Annotated in this window: 16 protein-coding genes and 5 pseudogenes; 5 read left to right on the top strand and 16 right to left on the bottom strand. The window is 66.4% G+C overall.

Annotation, left to right across the window (positions count from 1 at the left end; all coding sequences use genetic code 11):
* From ABD385_RS40615 to ABD385_RS41560, 12 genes and pseudogenes are all read right to left on the bottom strand, one after another.
* Nucleotides 1-437: GvpL/GvpF family gas vesicle protein (locus ABD385_RS40615; RefSeq protein WP_344585232.1), on the bottom strand; the 437-nt coding region annotated here is incomplete at its 3' end.
* Between the two features lie 3 nt (nt 438-440).
* A complete protein-coding gene (locus tag ABD385_RS40610) occupies nt 441-923 on the bottom strand; it encodes a gas vesicle structural protein GvpA (RefSeq protein WP_344585230.1) in 483 nt (160 codons plus the stop codon).
* Nucleotides 924-1,001: 78 nt separating this feature from the next.
* On the bottom strand, nt 1,002-1,388 hold the full coding sequence (locus ABD385_RS40605) for a gas vesicle protein GvpO (protein WP_344585228.1): 387 nt from the start codon (nt 1,386-1,388) through the stop codon (nt 1,002-1,004).
* 214 nt (nt 1,389-1,602) lie between these two features.
* The gene (locus ABD385_RS40600; protein ID WP_344585226.1) at nt 1,603-2,502 is read right to left on the bottom strand and encodes an SRPBCC family protein; all 900 of its coding nucleotides are present in this window, start codon (nt 2,500-2,502) and stop codon (nt 1,603-1,605) included.
* Nucleotides 2,503-2,508: 6 nt separating this feature from the next.
* Nucleotides 2,509-3,384 carry a histone protein gene (locus ABD385_RS40595; RefSeq protein WP_344585224.1) on the bottom strand — a complete coding sequence of 292 codons (876 nt, stop codon included), beginning with the start codon at nt 3,382-3,384 and terminating at the stop codon, nt 2,509-2,511.
* 282 nt (nt 3,385-3,666) lie between these two features.
* Nucleotides 3,667-4,026 (bottom strand): annotated as a pseudogene (locus ABD385_RS40590) (DNA-directed RNA polymerase subunit alpha C-terminal domain-containing protein); the annotation flags it as partial.
* 375 nt (nt 4,027-4,401) lie between these two features.
* Nucleotides 4,402-4,557 carry a DUF6131 family protein gene (locus ABD385_RS40585; RefSeq protein ID WP_344585235.1) on the bottom strand — a complete coding sequence of 52 codons (156 nt, stop codon included), beginning with the start codon at nt 4,555-4,557 and terminating at the stop codon, nt 4,402-4,404.
* A gap of 128 nt (nt 4,558-4,685) precedes the next feature.
* A pseudogene (locus ABD385_RS40580) lies at nt 4,686-4,868 on the bottom strand (NAD(P)/FAD-dependent oxidoreductase); the annotation flags it as partial.
* Nucleotides 4,869-4,908: 40 nt separating this feature from the next.
* On the bottom strand, nt 4,909-5,370 hold the full coding sequence (locus tag ABD385_RS40575) for a hypothetical protein (RefSeq protein WP_344585222.1): 462 nt from the start codon (nt 5,368-5,370) through the stop codon (nt 4,909-4,911).
* 42 nt (nt 5,371-5,412) lie between these two features.
* Entirely contained in the window at nt 5,413-5,970 is a 558-nt protein-coding gene (locus ABD385_RS40570; RefSeq protein ID WP_344585220.1) for a hypothetical protein, read from the bottom strand.
* A gap of 398 nt (nt 5,971-6,368) precedes the next feature.
* Nucleotides 6,369-6,524 carry a hypothetical protein gene (locus ABD385_RS40565; protein ID WP_344585219.1) on the bottom strand — a complete coding sequence of 52 codons (156 nt, stop codon included), beginning with the start codon at nt 6,522-6,524 and terminating at the stop codon, nt 6,369-6,371.
* A gap of 930 nt (nt 6,525-7,454) precedes the next feature.
* Nucleotides 7,455-7,649: pseudogene (locus tag ABD385_RS41560) on the bottom strand (hypothetical protein); the annotation flags it as partial.
* 205 nt (nt 7,650-7,854) lie between these two features.
* On the opposite strand from ABD385_RS41560, the gene ABD385_RS40555 reads away from it, so the two are divergent.
* From ABD385_RS40555 to ABD385_RS40540, 4 genes are all read left to right on the top strand, one after another.
* Complete coding sequence (locus ABD385_RS40555) at nt 7,855-8,904, top strand: bile acid:sodium symporter family protein (protein ID WP_344585217.1); 1,050 nt, start codon at nt 7,855-7,857, stop codon at nt 8,902-8,904.
* Nucleotides 8,905-9,517: 613 nt separating this feature from the next.
* Nucleotides 9,518-9,784: a hypothetical protein gene (locus ABD385_RS40550; protein WP_344585216.1), complete on the top strand. Its 267-nt coding sequence runs from the start codon at nt 9,518-9,520 to the stop codon at nt 9,782-9,784.
* 134 nt (nt 9,785-9,918) lie between these two features.
* On the top strand, nt 9,919-10,425 hold the full coding sequence (locus ABD385_RS40545) for a hypothetical protein (protein WP_344585214.1): 507 nt from the start codon (nt 9,919-9,921) through the stop codon (nt 10,423-10,425).
* A 140-nt stretch (nt 10,426-10,565) separates the two neighbouring features.
* Nucleotides 10,566-11,429, top strand: coding sequence for an SAM-dependent methyltransferase (locus ABD385_RS40540; RefSeq protein ID WP_425585593.1), 864 nt, complete (start codon nt 10,566-10,568; stop codon nt 11,427-11,429).
* Here ABD385_RS40540 and ABD385_RS40535 read toward each other — a convergent pair.
* A complete protein-coding gene (locus tag ABD385_RS40535; protein ID WP_344585213.1) occupies nt 11,426-12,268 on the bottom strand; it encodes a DUF5753 domain-containing protein in 843 nt (280 codons plus the stop codon). The two genes, ABD385_RS40540 and ABD385_RS40535, sit on opposite strands and share 4 nt — an antisense overlap.
* Before the next feature lie 182 nt (nt 12,269-12,450).
* Nucleotides 12,451-12,684 carry a DUF397 domain-containing protein gene (locus ABD385_RS40530; RefSeq protein ID WP_344585211.1) on the bottom strand — a complete coding sequence of 78 codons (234 nt, stop codon included), beginning with the start codon at nt 12,682-12,684 and terminating at the stop codon, nt 12,451-12,453.
* Nucleotides 12,685-13,843: 1,159 nt separating this feature from the next.
* Here ABD385_RS40530 and ABD385_RS40525 point away from each other — a divergent pair.
* Nucleotides 13,844-14,074 (top strand): annotated as a pseudogene (locus ABD385_RS40525) (Sua5 family C-terminal domain-containing protein); the annotation flags it as partial.
* 19 nt (nt 14,075-14,093) lie between these two features.
* Here ABD385_RS40525 and ABD385_RS40520 read toward each other — a convergent pair.
* Nucleotides 14,094-14,735 (bottom strand): carbonic anhydrase, encoded by a 642-nt coding sequence (locus ABD385_RS40520; protein ID WP_344585210.1) that lies wholly within the window; start codon nt 14,733-14,735, stop codon nt 14,094-14,096.
* A gap of 126 nt (nt 14,736-14,861) precedes the next feature.
* Nucleotides 14,862-15,088: pseudogene (locus tag ABD385_RS40515) on the bottom strand (MarR family transcriptional regulator); the annotation flags it as partial.

Below are 15,088 nucleotides of genomic sequence, written 5' to 3'. Positions count from 1 at the left end.
TTGTTGCTGCCGCTCCTGATCTCGTCGTTGAGGGCCCGTGCCTGGTCCGATTCGCGCAGGACCTGGCGCAGCAGCGCCTCCTCGTCCTGGCCCACCTTGAGGTTGTACTCGACGCAGTTGTCCAGCGTCGCCAACTGGGTGGTGAGCGCGTCGGCGCGCTCTTCGAGGACCGTGCGCACCGCGTCGTCGTCGGTGGCGGTGAAGCCGAACTGCAACGGGAGGACCGCACCGTCGGCCATCAGGTGTTCCTGGACCGCGTGGTGGGCGTTGAGGTCGCGGCGCTTGGGCCGCAGCTCCTCGGGCGCGTCACTGACGACCGCGCACAGTGAGCCGTGTCGGACCGTGCGGAGTGTCGCTGGGGGGTCCCCGACACCACCGAGTTCGTCGACGCGTTGCGGATGGTCGTTCCGGACCACGGAGTAGACGTACACAGTCATGGCTCATTCCCTCCGGCGGCGCGCGGACCGCCGCGCCGGCCGTTCCCGTCTCGACGCCACGGGCTCCTTCTCCCCCTCGTCCCCGTCTTCCTCCACCTCTTCGTCGTCCGCGTCCTCGTCCCCCTTGCCGCCCTTGAGCGCGTCGCTGATCGCTTCGGCGGCACCGGACAGGGCGCCCTTCGTCTTGCCGTGCGCCCCTCCTTCGGTCACCTCGCCGACGATGTCCGTCAGTTGGGCGGGGGCCTTGTCGCCGGACTCCAGATCCAACCGGTTGCACGCCTCGGCGAAGCGCAGGTAGGTGTCGACGCTGGCGACGACGATGCGCGCGTCCACCTTGATCAGCTCGATGCCGACCAACGACACGCGCGCGAAGACGTCGATGACCAGGCCGCGGTCGAGGATCAGGTCGAGAACGTCGTAGAGGTTGCCCGAGCCACCGCCGTTGTTCCTGGCCAGTGCTCCTTCACCCTGCGGCACCACAGTCACGGTGCCTCCTCTCAGCCACCCGGTCGGCTCGCGGGCGGCTCCTTCGTGCGTCACGCCCGTGCAGGCGCGTCCGGCCGACTAGCGGCTCTTGTCGATCTGACCGCGGGTGTACCGGCGGATGCGCTCGTAGGCGACGAGTTCGCCCTCCACGTTCAGCTTGACTCGGTAGCTCGCCATCACGCTGGTCGTCGGGGGCACGCGTTCGAGTTCCAGGACTTCCACGTCCGCCTGCCAGCCGTCCGAAGTGGGACTGACCGCGGACACCGACTCAGGGGCCCGTCCCAAGAGTTCCTGGAGTTGCTCGGCCGCGTAGTGCATGGCCCGCCGGGCCGTGACGCGGTGCTTGTCCTCCGTGCCGGAACCCTTCTCGGAGCGGCGCGCCCGGCGAGGTCCGTCCGCCGCCTCGGCGCGTCGTCCGGGCGAGCGCCGAGCCCTTTGCGGGGCGTCCTCTTCACCTGCGGTCATTGCTCTCTCCGACATCGCAGACTTCGTGCGTTCAACGCCGCGCGCACGGCGCCCCTCCATGGTATCCACCCGCGTTCCGCGAAGGACGGCGCCGGCCGCCTCCGGAATGCGTCCGGACGTCGGGCGCACGCACCGTCGCCCTGCGTGAACCGGGCTTTCGACCGCACTGCGTGCGCACGAGCCGTCACCAAGGGCGCTCCCCGGAACGTCGGCGTCATGCCGCCTCGTCGTCCTCCGCTTCCTCGTCCTCGTACGCGTCGGAGCGCTCGTCGTCGTCTTCCTCGTCGTCGTAGTCCCCCTCCACTTCGTCCTCCTCCAGTCCTTCTTCGTGGCTGAGGACCACTTCCCCGTCGCGGATCTCGCCGCGCCAGCCCTCCGGCTCCTCTTCGGCGAGGCTCGCGTGGCGTTGGAAGTGCTTGAGGTCCAGGCGTAGCCGGCGTCCCTGCGCTCGCCACAGGTTTCCGGTCTTCTCGAAGAACCCCATGGGGTAGTACTCGACGACGAGCACGACCCGCGTGAGGTCGGACGTGACCTCGTGGAAGCTCACCATTCCGCGCGTCGAGCCCTTGGCGCCCTCGGAGGTCCAGACGATGCGCTCGTCCGGCACCTGCTCCAGCACGGTGGCCTTCCACGTGCGCGTCGACGGCCCGACCTTGGCCTTCCAGTGCGTCGTCACCTCGTCGCTGGTCGAAACGTCCCGCACGCCCTTGGCGAAGCTGCTGAACTTCTCGAACTCGGTCCAGTGGTTGTAGACGGTGCGTACCGGCAGCCCGACGTCGATGACCTCGACGATGTTGGTGACCTTGTGGTCTCCCGAAGAACGTTTGCCACCGGCGAAGGACCCCTTGACCTTCTCCAGCACACTGCCGCCGAGGCCCTTCACCGCGCCTCCGAGCACCTTCTTCAAGGGCAAGCCACCGCCGAGCAGGGCGGCCCCCATTTCTCCGAGCGAGCCGCCGTTCTCGGTGATGTCGGAGAGTTGGTCTGTGACTCCGGTCAGCTTGTCACCGGCCCGTTCGGCGAGGTTCCCCGCCCAGGCCGTCACGAAGTCGCCGAGTTCGTCGCGCAACCGATCGAGCTCCGCCTTCGTCTCATCCTGTGCGACCCTGGCCATGATCGGCTACCTCCGGCGTCCCTGACTCGACGGTGCTCTTCCGGTGCTCCTCCGCGAAGACGATGCGGTCTGCCTCTTCGCCGTGGACTTCTTGGCGGGAGCCTTCTTGGCCGCAGCCTTCTTCGCCGGGGCCTTCTTCGCTGCGGTCTTCTTGGCGGGAGTCTTCTTCGCTGCGGCCTTCTTCGCCGGAGCCTTCTTCGCCGTCGCGGGCCTGGTCTTCTTCGCAGCGGCCTTCGGCCGTTCCTCGGAAGAAGAACTCCGGCCCGGCGTACGGGAACTGCCGGTGCCGCTGCCGCTCCGGCTCACCTTCCGCCGCTCCGTGCCCAGCTCCCGCCTTCCCGCACCCGATTCCCGTTGCCGCGTGCTCGACGTGCTCTGCTCCGTCCTCGGCCTCGTCGTGCCACGGGACGTGCGCCGTCGCGGACGCTCCCGTTTCCGCTCCGCCGCTTCTTCCTCCTCTTCGTCTTCCTCCTCCTCTTCCCGTTCCTCTTCGCCCTCGTTGTACTCGCCGTCTTCGCCGTCTTCGTCGTACTCGTCGCGTTCGGAATCCTCTTCGGCGGACTCCTCGCCCTCGGTGAGCTCCCGAGTGCGGTCGTGCAGGGTGTCCGCGAGCGTCGCGATGCCGCGGGTCGCCGCCGCCGAGACGGCGCGGCGTCCGGCATCCACGACCTCTCCGCGCAATTGCTCGCCGAGTTCGGCGACCTGGGGGATCTCGCCGAGTTGACGGGCGCCCTCCGTCAGCAGGCGCCGCGGATCGAGCCCGATTTCACGCCCCGCCAAGGTGGACATCAAACTCAGTGCGAGGCGGCCCTTCTTGGTACGGCCCAGAACGTAACCACCGGCCAACGCGGCAGCCACGAGGACCTTGGTCCCACTGTCCATGCGTACGTCACCTTCTCTGGACGTGCAGCCCGGCGCCGCGGCAGACAGCCGCCGCGGGATGTTCCGCCGCCATACCTCCAGAGTGCCGCCTCTGGCGGCCTTCGCATCCCGACGGTCCGGTGGCCACTCGGGCCTGGGTCGACGAACCGTCTGCCACCGAGTGGGCGTGATGCGCACACGGAGCGTCCGCTGCTGGTCGCCGGGTGTTAGGGAGTCCGTAGGTAGCTGCCCGGGTCGTATAAGTCTCCGCTGCGGTAGCGTTTGCGCCGTGGCGGGTCAGCGCTACTCGGTCTTGGCGAAGCCCGTGTTGTCGTCTGCACTGAAGACGTCGGCGGCGATCGGGGGCGCAAACTGATGGGCTGTCCTGGCAGATCAGGCCCATGCCGGCCAGTTTCCCCTTGACCTCGTCGATCGACTTTGCCCTAAGTCCCGGACATCGAGCAGGTCGGCCTCGGAACGCACCACAAGCGCACCCGCGGAGTGGATGCCCTCGCGTTTGAGGCAGCTGTCGGAAGGGGTTGTGAGCTCCAGCTCCTCGACTGGAAGCGCGGCGTCTGTCGACGACGACGCCATCTCGATGCCCTCGGCGTCGATGTTCAGCTCGTGGGCGAGACCGAACGGCTCCACCAGGGGCTTGCCGGCCGGGTCATACCGAAATGCAGCAGTAAGGTCGCGGTATCGCCTTGGAAGGGCGCGAGCAGCCTCTTCCCGTGGCGTCTGGGTCCAGCGAGGCGATTCCTTCGAGCGCGCTCCGCAACTGCTCGACGTTCACGCCGTGAAGCACGCCCGCGTCCAGTACCTCAACTCTGCGTAAGGTCCGTCCTTCGGCACAGGCAGCGAGGACGGTCAGGAAGGCGGCGACGTGGGGCAGCTTAGGCAACGGCCTCCATCAACCGGCGCGCGCAATGAGCGGCAGACGGGAAGCGGCCCCGCCAGGCATTGAGGTCGAAGCCCCTCAAATCCGCAACTCGCCGACATGTGAACTACGTTGGCGGAACGATCACGGTCAGGGAACTGTCACCAGTAGTGCCGTCGGCCGCCGACTGCGTGTCCCACTGCGCCGAATAGCCACAGGACCGCTCCGATGACGAGAAGGATGATGCCGATCGTCCACAGTACGGAAATGCCGGTGAGAAATCCGACGATGAGCAGGACAACGCCGAGAATAACCATGATGTCCTCCGTGCCTGTTGGCATGCTTCCTTACCACTGTGTGCCGCTAGGCCGGTTGAGGCAACCGCTGCCTGGGCAGCACGGGATAGCGAAGAGACCGGAGCAGAGTTGCCTTGGCAGGGCGGAGGTCACTGCGGGTTGCTGCCTGGGCCGTGAGGCTTGCGGGGCAACTCGGGCGAGCCAGCGTCCAGCGGAACCGCCCAGGAGCGAACCAAACCCAACTGGACGCTCTGGCGGGGCAGCACAGGGTTGAGAAGCCAGTCGGCCGCGACCCGGGCGCGGTTTACCGGCATTGCCAGTAGGTGGTAGCCGAGCAGACAACCACTGACGTCCTGTCCCTAACGGACGATGCTATTCCGTGAGCAAGCGATTGAAGAAGGAGCGGTAGTGCCGGAGGGCCTTTCGCAGGCCCTCGGTGTCGACTTGCTCGCCGCGGTTCCACTGTTCTTCGAGGCTGCGCTTGTGCTCGGTAAAGGTCCGAGCGAGTGTTTGCATGACTTCGGCCACGAGGGCATCAGCGGAGTGGACAGCGTCGCGCGGGTCGTCCACGAACCGGTTCTGGGTGTCCTGCCAGCGCGCCTTGAAGTCCTTGGCCTGGTCAGCGGAAAGTAGCTGCGGGGCAGCCTCCTCCTCGCTGGTCCCAGCCCCCTGGGGGGCGGGCTGCGCGGCTGCCACGGGAGGGCTGCCGGGCGGCACTGTGGGTTCCGCAGGCGGCGGCTGTTGCGTGTCCTCAGTCAGGGGGCGCTGTGGTGCGGCGAGGTCCTCTGTGGACAGGCTGCCCTGTTCAGTTTCGGGTGCGCGGTCGTGCTGCATTGTTCCTCCTCGCTGCTGTGAGAGATGTGGTCGGAGGGGTACTCAGGCGTGGGCGCGTCGTGTCGATCCGCCGTCGGAGAGCAGTTCATTGAACAGGCTGCGGTAGTGGATCATGGCGCCGCGGAGCTGTTCGGTAGTGGCTTTGTGCTCGGTGCTGAGGGCGTCGACCTTGTGTGCCTCGCGGTAGTGCTCAAGAGTGCGGCCGTGCTCGACGGACAGGTCCCGCATCTGCTGCTCGAAGCCTTCGGTCGGATAGCCGCGGTCATGCATCAGCGAGGTGACCAGCAGGTCTGCGTCGTGGACGGCGTGCTCGGGGTGGTCGACGAAGTCGTCCTGCACGCCGGTCCACTCACGGCTGTAGCGTTCCCGCGCGGTCGGCTCCAGCGGCTTTATGTCCAACGCATCGTGGCGCTTCTCGCGGGCCCGTAGTTCACGCTCGCCGGCCATGCGCCCATCGGCGTCCTCGACCGTCCGCTCGTACTCCGGACCGAAGCGCTGCTGAAGGCGATGCCGCCGTAGGGCAAGAGCAATCCCCACAGCAAGGAGCGCGATGATCACGGCAATGGGGATGATGATCGCCAGAAGAGTTCCTGTTGACAAGGCAACCTCCTTGTGAAAGGCCCCTCATCCAGCATAGGGCTCGCTCCACTTCAAGCACCTCGCATGCACTTCGCCAACCGGGTCTGGAGACGCCGCTTGTGCCAGCTACAGTTCGTGCCAGCGATAGAGTGAGACATGGCACTTCTGGAGCGTCCGATAAAGGCGCTGCGGACTCAAGCCCTTAGCGTGGCGCCATCAACCCTCGGCCGGCCGATGTCTTCTCCGGTCGGCTGGTCGAAGGTTGTCGGGTCATCAACAGGTTGTTGGCAGCTTCAAATCGACTTGTTGCTGGAAGACCGCAGCACTAGAGAATGGTGGAAGGGGCTTGGCAGGGGTTCGCTGATTTCCGTAGGTGGGCAGCCCAACTCACGGTGTCCTGATGAGGCAACAGTTGGTCGCTACGCGATGATGATGACGACACGGTCCCCGCGGCCTCGACCACGGCGGCGGTAGCCATCGTCGCCACAACCGCGTCCGTAACCGTTCCAGTCTCCGCAGCCCCAGCGGTCGCCATCGTTCTTCCGGTGGCGAGGGAAGAATGCCTTGAAGGTCATCTTCGCCTCCTAGCATCGACTATCGCCGCAGCTTTTGCGGAGCACATTGGTCAGCGCGCGCCTGGCCGCGACGCTTTCGACATTACGGCGAAAGAACGACGGCAACAAGGACTTCTGTGAGATTGAGGATCGACTGCGCCCTGTTCCTCTTCGCGTACCTTCCGTGACGTCGGGAAGGTCGCGGCAATCCAATGAGGCAGACTTTTGGAGCAGGGGATGCGTCATTTTCGACGCGATTTCGCGGGACGCTGCTGGTCGCGACTGGTAGGCCGGCGCCGAGGGGCGGCTGCCGGCCAGTAGATTCGGCTGCTTTCCATGGCCGGCCCCGTCGTCCGATTGTGCTGTGGACATTACTGGCTCGGGCGACGGGGCCGGATTCAGTATGGCGCGGCGGACGGTGGCTGCTGTCCCGGTAGTCACCGGCTCCCGCCAGCGCCTCCTTGTACCTCCAGGGTGTTTCTCAGTATTGCTCGTCTTTCACACATAACGCCAGCACCTTCCTGGTGGGGCGCAGGGCAGTGCACTTGGTGTCGGGCTAGCTCACTTGACGTGGTCGTGGTGCTGCGGATGGCCGGAGATGCAGCGCTAGCTGGCGACCGGTAGCCCGGAGGCGAGAACGCCTCCAGCGAGGCCAGCCCGCCGGCGTTCTGGACCAGTACGTCGCAGACGTGCATCCACCCAGCCGAAGGACTGGGCGATGCCGTCCTGCCGTGACTGCTCCGCGAGGGCCCGGATTCGCCCGCACACCAGCACAGGCGTCACCACTTCCAGCGCGCGTATCTCGGCGGCGGCCTGCCGCACCACCCCGACGCCTCACGACCCGGCGACCAGCAAGGCCACGGGTGCGTACTCGGGCAGGCCGAACCGGGCCCGTGTGGCGGCGCATTGTCCGTCGATGACGGGGCCGAAGCGTGCATCGGTGACCGGGCCGACGACGGCGAGCAGGGCGCTCATGAGGGCCGACACGCCGGTCAGGCCGAGGCCGGCCCGGGCGTTGAGCAGTTCGACTGCGGTCTCCCCGACCGTCGTGCACAACACCTTGATGATCTAGAAGAAGACGGTGACTTCAGGCACCTTGTTCCTGCGCGGCCGGCGATCTTCGAGCTCGGCACCGCAGCCAGCCACACAAGGCGCGGCGGTCTGCGGGGTCTCGGATCCCACGAGCCCCGACCGTGCCACGCACTACCTGAACGCATCCTGACTGCCGTGCGCCGTAAGTCACCCCAACCACCTCGGTGCAAGCACCATGGCCGCATGGCCACGCACCTCCACCGCCTCCTCATACCGGCGCTCGCCCCGACCCTCTACGCCGCCGTGGAAGAAGGCCCCCTTGCCCCAACCGCACCTCTCCTACTCGCCTGCTCATCGAGCAACGGCTTGGCTACGCAGGCGCCTCGGCCGCGCCGTCGTGGTGTCCTACGCCGCTGCACTCCTCCTGCCCAGCCTCGGCCTCTGGCTGCGTCGGGAGCACACCCTGCCGCTCGGCACGTCCGGCCTACCGGTCAGTGCGGCCCCGCTGCTGCTGTCCCTGGTGCTGTTCTCCGCCGGGCTTCAGGTATCCGTCGGTGAACTGGGCCGCCTGCTGCGCAGGCCGACTGCCCTGCTTGCGGGGCTGGCTTTGCACTTGGTGATCCCGCTGGTGGTGATCCCCATCGTCGCGTTCACCCTGCGCCAGTCTCCCGATACCGACGGCGGGAGCGGGCTGGTCACTGCGACGATTTTGATCGTGGCCATGCCCGTAGCCGCCGGAGCCACCGTCTGGACCGGCAAGAGCGATGGCGACCAGCCCACCATGGTCGGCCTCGTCCTCGCTTCCACACTCCTGAGCCCCCTCACCGCTCCGTTGGTTATCGGCGTCCTCACGCCGCTCCTCAGCAACGACTACGCCGCAACGCTCGGTACGACCGTTCACACGACCCGCGGCGCCTTCGCCCTCGTCAACGTGGTCCTGCCCTGTGCCGCAGGGATCCTCTGCCGACTCACCCTGACGCCCACCTGGTGCAGTCGCGTACGGGCCGGAGTCGTGCCCGTGGCCCTGGTTGCCTCCCTCGTCCTGACCTACGTGAACGCCAGCGGTGCCCTGGGCTCCTTCCTCACGTCCCCGCGGCCCCTACTCCTGTGCGCAGCGCTGTGCGTGGCGGCCCTGGTGTGTCTGCTGTCGTTCACCCTTGGTGGCGCCGCCGCACGCCTCCTGCGTCTGGACTCGCCCGCCGCCTCGTCGTTGACGCTGGCCTGCGGCATGAACAACAGCAGCGCGAGCGCCGTGCTGCTCTCCACGACGTTGCCCGACAAACCACACCTGCTCCTGCCCGTCCTCGCCTACGGCCTGCTGCAGAAGACAGCTGCGAGCCGGGTCGTCGCCGCGGCCTCGCGCCCCTGAGAAAGCACCAATTTACGCAGCCGTAGTCGGCTTTGAAGGGAGTGCGGAGTGCTGTCACGTCGACCGTGTCACCGGCCCCGGTCGCCAGGTGCGGAGAGAGCTCTCGCTGGTGGGCAACACCAGCGCTCGCTCCCGCTCTTCCCATCCCGTGGGTCGAGTGTTCCGAGCGGTGCTGAAGAGAACTTCGCGGAATCATCAGCATCACGCCCCGGTGCGGCATCAAATACTCGACGGCCAGGGCGGTTAGCGCAGTTGCAGTCAGACCTCAAGGGTCATCAAGCGAGATTCATCCCAAAGCGTGACCTTTGGAGAGGGGTGCCGGAGTGGCTTTCAGGCCCGTGTGCAGATTTTCAGACCGCAGGTGATCGGAATTCTTCGCATCCGGTACGACTGGTTTGGGTTGCGGGCAGGTATGTCACATTGCCTCGGTCCGGGGCAGGTAACTATGAGGAGTTCCCTGTTCCGCTTTCACGCAAATGACGCCACGGTGCTCGCCAAGTGCTGCCACTAGTCTCCAGGTAGGCACGGAAAAGGGGCCCCGAGATTGGTTTAGGAGTCAGCCTCGGAGCCCCCGTATCCGCGCCGGACCCGTACCCGACCTGAGGAGAACGGAATGATCCAGCACGTCCGCCGAAAGCTCGCGAGCGCCCTTCCAGCGATGCCAGAGATTACCATTCCAATTTCGCACGCCCTGCAAACCGCCGTGAAGAGTGTTTTCCTGCTGCGGATTAGCCCTGGCGTCGTGCTCTCGACCTGGGTGACTGTCGCGTCCCTGGTCAATCCGGAGTCGGTTTCCGCGCGGCTTCTGCTCACCGTCTCGGTCGCGCTCTGCGTCGACCGTGGCGGCCTGCTGTTCTACAAGGTCAGCCGCTACCGCTGACCCAGAGCTGCCGCGGCGCATGTTCGTGCGTCGGCCGGTGGCTGACACCCCCTGCGTGAAAACAGGGTTGGTTCCTGTTCGTCCCAAGTGCACCGTCCTCGGTGTGCTTGGGACGTCGACCGAGGAGCGAGGTGTTGACGATGCAGCAGCGCTCCATCCGGCTCAGGGCAGACGGCGAACACGACCGCCAGCTGGACAAGCTCGGAGGTGCCCCCACCAGCTGCCATTGCGCCGAGGCCGCATACGCAGCCTTCTGTAGCGAATATCACTCCCTGTACTCACAGTTCGCGGCAGTCGCCACCGGCAGCACCTCGGTCGGGCGACGACTGGCACGTGCCTTCCTGGAAGAGTTGGCCAGCCAGTGGTTCGCCGCCCTGCGAAGCGCATCACCCTCCGGCTTCGCGTGGGCCCTCCTGGCCGAGGTCATCGCACCGTATCGAACGGGCAGTGTTCGAACCTTGTACCAGCGCCTCGGCGCGACGGAGGCGGGTGCACTGCTATTGCGGTACCGAATCGGATGCTCGGCGACCGCGGCCGGCCGGGCCATGGGAATGTCGCCCGACGCATTCGAGCTGCTGCGCCGCCGCGCTCTGATGAACGCCTCCCACGCTTGGCATATGCCTGTGTCGGATGCCGTCTGACCTGCAAAGGTGTGCGCCGGAGCGCGTCACGTCCCGATGATGACGGGTTTGCTCCCGAACTGACTTCGCTCATTGGTGGCCGCGGGTAGCCCCGCAGCGAAGCAGCCTCCTAAGATGTGATCCCTGCCTTCGGAGCGCCGCTGTACTCCTGGGAGACATGCGGCCGGGAGTGTGGGGAGCCTCTCATCCTTGACCTCAGCAAGCCCAGCGTCGCGAGAATGTATGACTATCTTCTCGGCGGGACTGACAACTACCGGGTAGATCGGGAAGCCTGCGAAGAATTACTCGAAATGGCGCCGAGTACCCGTGAACTTGCCCTCGTGAACAGGGCCTTTCTCGTCCGCGCCGTTCGGTATCTCGCACAAGAACGTGGGGTGCGCCGGTTTCTCGACCATGGTTCGGGCCTGCCCACCAGCCCGAACGTCCACGAGGTTGCGCAAGCGGTCGACCCCTCGTGCGAAGTCGTCTACATCGACAACGACCCCGTCGTTGCCGCTCACGGAAAGATGGGCCTGGCCGAGGATCCGTCGACCACCGCCGTCCTGGAGATGGACATGCGGAAGACCGACGAGATCTTCAAATCCCCCCAGGTGAGACACCTCCTGCGGGAGGGCGAGCCAGTGGCGGCGCTCTTCGTGTCCGTGCTTCATTGCATCCGAGACACTGACGACCCGTGGGACCTGGTCCGCCGGGTCGCCGGCCAACTGCCCACCGGCAGCTACATGGTGATCTCTCAGCTCGCCAGCGACGACCCTGCCCTCCGCGCGGACATCACCAACTTCATGGCCGCGGCCACCGGCGATAGCTGGGGCGAAGTGCGCTCCCTAAGCGAGGTGAACCGCCTCTTCGAGGGGCTCGAACTACTGGAAGTCGACGACCAGCAGCCAGTGGAGGTCTCCCTCTGGCATCCTGACAGCGACCTGGCGCCCCGCCAAAGGAGCCAGGAGTGGATCGAGTACGGAGCCGTCGCGATCATCAAGACGACATCGACGAGGCGGGTTTAACCACTCAGCTCGTCGATGTGCTGTTGCAGTAGCTCCATGGTCTCCGTCTTGTCGCAGGCATCGACCCAGAGGTCGTCCAACGACGCCATGTACGCTTCGATCTCTCTTTCGTCGGTGATCAGTTCACCGCCGCGGTTCCGGTTCTCCAGGTAGATCATCCGTCCCTCCTCCTCGTCGAAGGGTTGGATGAGCGTCATCGCGTTGTGCAGGGCCGACCCGGCGCTGCCAGCCGAACCACGCAGGATTCGAAGATGAATTCGGGGCTTGTTCTCTGCCACGTTCTGGAGGTAGCGGAGCTGCTCGCGGTGGACGAGAGGGCCGCCCCGGTGCAGGCTCAAGGCGCCTTCACCGATCACCGCCTGGTAGAGCGGGGCGTGGTCCCCGTCGAGGAGGGTCTGTCGCCGCATGCGGAACTCAAGACGCTCCTCCAACTCCTTCTGGCGCTTGAGTCGCTGACCGCCATCGTGCTGCGTCCGACTGAACGTCTCCATGAGCGCTTTGGCGTAGCCCCGGGTCTGCAACATTCCGGGAACGTTGGACTCCTGGTAGACCTTGATCGTCTTGGCCTGCGACTCCATGGCGAACAGGGCCCGGAACGCCTCGGAGGAACCAGCTGGCGGCGTCCACCCCGGCGACTCCTTCGCTCGGGCCAGACAGTCCAGGGCTTCCTCCCTGTCCTCATCGGGTGCACCGTAGTAGCGCAGCAGTGCGTCGACCTTCTCGGGTTTCATCTCGACACCTGCGTTCTCGTAGCGACTGAGCGTTGGTCCCGAGCCGAACTGCGGAACCGCGGCGACGACGTCGGCCTGCGACGTGCCTCCGCGGTGCTGCTTGAGCATGGCGGCGACGGCCCGCTCCAGAGGATGAGCGGACCGTCCTGACCTTTTTCTTCCTCGGCTCGGCAATGCGACGAGATGACGGTGCAAGTCCAACTCCCTGAGCGTGCGCGGCATTTTGCCGCCCATGTAATCAGAAGGGTGGGCAGGTCGGCACCCCACTCGCAACCTATGGCCGATTCATTTCAGACAGTCATGGCGTCGAACTCGCCCTTCCTGGAGCCGTCGACGAATGCTGCCAACTCGGATCGCGTGAAGATCAAAGCGGGACCCTCAGGGTCGCGAGAATTGCGGACCGCGACATTTTCACCGAGGTCGGCAAGTTCGACGCAGTCGTCCCTACCGTCACTCGCAGAAGCCTTCACCCATCGCGCGTCGACCAGCAACCTGGCAGCCACGCCATTATGGAAACCCTGCATTCTCATTCCCTCTCTCTGTGCCTGACCTGCCTCATCGACCTAGGCTCGCGCCTGGCTCGCCAACCGGGCACCCCATTTTCACTCCGTGGTGAAAATTTCACCGGCCGGTGAGAATGAGAGGAATGCTAGACCGTCGCGAGCATGGCCGCTGTCCCTCGAAAGGGCGTTCTTGGGCGCGTTGAAATCCTCGTATGATGAAAATATTGGAAGATTTCGATTTGGTTGAGAATGGCTAGAGATGTTCGATCAGAGGGGCTGGTTTCTGAAAACCTCTACCGGGCCGCGACGAGTCAAATAGAATCCCCGCCCGGTTGCCCCTTCTGCGGTGGCCGGTTGGTCCTCTGGGCGAACCGTTGCTGGTCCCAGGCTCTGGCAGGGACTTGGGCATCGAGTGGCGAAGTCGGCGATCAGGCTGGGTTCGGCACCGTCGAGCCATCTGCCGGTGCTCGTGCCCCGTCGCCCCGGGAGGTTCGCCGTCTGGAGCGAAGTCAAGGACGGTGAGCGATCGAAGCGAACCAGTCAGCGCTGAGAGGGAGTTGGAGTCTCCAGCCACCGGAGCATCGGATTCCCATCGGGTCAACAGACCCTGAACTGAATGGATGTGTGCCGGGAGTTCCGAGAACGCCAACCTCGTACATCGACTGGATGATCGAGCAGGGTCCGCGAGGCAGGCTGGCGTCGTCGTCTGCGACCACCCCGCGGAGCGGTACGTCCTCGACGGCACCAGGCCGCACATCGTCCGGCGCCGGATGCGCTTCGACGTCGGGGCCGCGCGGTGTTCGCTGCCGTTGTCCACCACTCCGGCACGAAGCCCGACGACTTCATGGGCTGGGTGCTTCGAGCGGGTCGGTGACCGGGCTCGCTGCGTCTCGTGGGCGCGGTGCGGCGCCCACGAGCGCAATGGCCACCCCTGGCCCGGCTGGGGTGGCCGCCCGTACGGGCCCGCGATGCCGAGGCGGGGCCCGGCCCTCGCTCCCGCGCCTCAGGGACGGCATCAAACGCGCGGCAGTGACCGGCTCGATGAGCGTAGCCGTGGCGCACTTTGGGAGCATTTCGACACGCCAGCAGGGGAGTCTCCTCCGATGCGCGTGGAGAATGTCGAGTCTCAAGGTGAACAGCAGCTCGTCCGCCCGAGCCCCGTCACCGGGCCGATGGGCACCGCTCCTGTGGTCCCCGGCGTGGAGTGGGATTGGCGGCGGGCGATGCTGGAGTTGAGGGCGGTAGCGAAGGCGCACCAGCTGGCTACGCGCGCGGGCTGTACGGGTTCTTGCGTGAGCTCGATCGGCAAGGGTGCGAGCTCATCGTCGCGTCCCCGCCGGCGGAGCAGGGGCTGGGGTTGGCGATCGCCAATCGGCTTCACCGGGCTGCAGGGCCCCGGTCCTCAGTGTGAGCGGCCACGGTCGGGCTGATCAGGATGCGGTGGGGGTCGCCGTGTCCAGTCCGCGGGTGGCGACGAGCTGTGCGCTGCCGTCGGCCAGGCGGTAGGAGAGTCCCACCACGCCGAGGCGGCCGGCGGCTACCGCCTCGGCCAGGATGCGGGAGCGCTCCAGCAGCAGGTCCACGGTGTGCTCGATGTGCTCGGCCAGTATCTCTTCGGCCGTCTCGCGTCCGGCGGCGCGGGCTGCCAGCACGCTCGGGGTTACCCGTTCGACAACGTCGCGGACGAAGCCGCTCGGTGTCTGCCCGTCCTTGAGTGCGGAGCAGGCCGCGGCGACGGCGCCGCACGAGTCGTGGCCGAGGACGACGACCAGCGGCGCGTTGAGGACGCTCACGCCGAACTCGATCGACCCGAGCACTTCGGTACCGGTGACGTGGCCGGCGGTGCGGACCACGAACAGGTCGCCCAGGCCACGGTCGAAGATGATCTCGGCGGCCAGCCGGGAGTCGGAGCACCCGAACAGCACGGCGAAGGGCTGCTGGGCTGGTGCGGTCTCGGCGCGGCGGGCGGCGTCCTGGTTCGGGTACTCGGGGGTACCGGCGACGAAGCGCTGGTTGCCGGCCATGAGCAGGTCGAAGGCGTCACGGGGCGTCTGGATTTGGGTCTCGATCATGGCCGCAGCCTAAGAGGCGGCGCTTGCCGTCGCAGCGGAGGGGCCGCGTCAGTCGGCCAGTCAGGCTCGTCGCCCTGTGTCTGTGGGGCGGGCGTGCGCGCCTGCCTGGGTGCGCTCTGCCCACTATCAGTGGGTGGTGTCGTCGGTCCAGCCGAGTGGGTAGGCGTCGGGGCCGGTGCTGGGAGCTGCGGGTTCGTCCGCGGCTTGGGCGAAGGCGGTGAGGGCGTCGACCAGGGCTTGGCCCTGGGCGGGGGCCATGCGGCTGACGATGGCGGCGATGTCCTCGCGGCGGCGGGCGGTGACCTCGTCGACGATCCGTCGTCCGTCCTCGGTGAGGCGGATCAGGGATTCGC

Source organism: Streptomyces lunalinharesii (assembly GCF_039532155.1).
Classification (GTDB): domain Bacteria; phylum Actinomycetota; class Actinomycetes; order Streptomycetales; family Streptomycetaceae; genus Streptomyces; species Streptomyces lunalinharesii.
This window is presented reverse-complemented; position numbering and strand designations above follow the sequence as displayed.

Coding starts and splice junctions, on each gene's coding strand:
- ABD385_RS40605 (WP_344585228.1), bottom strand. CDS start 1,388: ATGACCGCAGGTGAAGAGGACGCCCCGCAAAGGGCTCGGCGCTCGCCC.
- ABD385_RS40600 (WP_344585226.1), bottom strand. CDS start 2,502: ATGGCCAGGGTCGCACAGGATGAGACGAAGGCGGAGCTCGATCGGTTG.
- ABD385_RS40595 (WP_344585224.1), bottom strand. CDS start 3,384: ATGGACAGTGGGACCAAGGTCCTCGTGGCTGCCGCGTTGGCCGGTGGT.
- ABD385_RS40585 (WP_344585235.1), bottom strand. CDS start 4,557: ATGGTTATTCTCGGCGTTGTCCTGCTCATCGTCGGATTTCTCACCGGC.
- ABD385_RS40575 (WP_344585222.1), bottom strand. CDS start 5,370: ATGCAGCACGACCGCGCACCCGAAACTGAACAGGGCAGCCTGTCCACA.
- ABD385_RS40565 (WP_344585219.1), bottom strand. CDS start 6,524: ATGACCTTCAAGGCATTCTTCCCTCGCCACCGGAAGAACGATGGCGAC.
- ABD385_RS40550 (WP_344585216.1), top strand. CDS start 9,518: ATGATCCAGCACGTCCGCCGAAAGCTCGCGAGCGCCCTTCCAGCGATG.
- ABD385_RS40535 (WP_344585213.1), bottom strand. CDS start 12,268: ATGCTCAAGCAGCACCGCGGAGGCACGTCGCAGGCCGACGTCGTCGCC.
- ABD385_RS40530 (WP_344585211.1), bottom strand. CDS start 12,684: ATGCAGGGTTTCCATAATGGCGTGGCTGCCAGGTTGCTGGTCGACGCG.
- ABD385_RS40520 (WP_344585210.1), bottom strand. CDS start 14,735: ATGATCGAGACCCAAATCCAGACGCCCCGTGACGCCTTCGACCTGCTC.